The following is a 598-nucleotide window of genomic DNA, read 5'->3' as shown; positions in this document are numbered from 1 at the left end:
CGTTCGATGACGTATTCACCTGTCAGGGTGTCGATCGAGACTTCCGAGCACGCGGCGCCATAGGCGTAATAATAGAAGGCGTGGCCCCGACCCTTGGCGCGATCCCAATGGATCTTCGGCGTCTTGTAATGCCCTGCCGCCGAAAGCTGGATACGATTGAGATAGGCCTGCTTGACCAGTTCGTTGAAGGAAATCTCCTGGTTGCCGATACGGACCCGGTTGGGCAGGAACACGACCTGATCGGCCGGCACGGAGTATTTTTCCGCCGCGAAATCGATCAACCGGTCCTTGATCTGCCGGGCAGCGTTCTGGGCAGCCATGCCGTTGAGATCGGCACCCGACGATGCCGCCGTCGGCGCGGTGTTCGGGACCTTGGCCGTGGTCGTTGCCGTGATCTTCACCCGCTCCAGGTCGATCTGGAACTCTTCGGCCACCACCTGCGCCACCTTGAGATGCAGGCCCTGCCCCATCTCGGTGCCACCGTGGTTCATATGCACCGAACCGTCATTGTAGATATGCACCAGCGCGCCGGCCTGGTTGGACTCGGTCTTGGTGAACGAGATGCCGAACTTGACCGGCGTGAGCGCAATGCCGCGTT

Annotated in this window: 1 protein-coding gene; it reads right to left on the bottom strand. The window is 60.7% G+C overall.

Annotated elements, in window-relative coordinates:
* Positions 1–598 (bottom strand): molybdopterin cofactor-binding domain-containing protein (locus tag DNK89_RS23660; protein ID WP_153064341.1); only part of this gene is annotated, 598 nt, incomplete at both ends.

It is taken from the genome of Acidovorax sp. ST3 (assembly GCF_003231145.1).
In the GTDB taxonomy this organism is placed as follows: domain Bacteria; phylum Pseudomonadota; class Gammaproteobacteria; order Burkholderiales; family Burkholderiaceae_C; genus Acidovorax.
The sequence above is the reverse complement of the archived record's forward strand: the minus strand, read 5'-3'. Positions and strand labels throughout refer to the sequence as shown.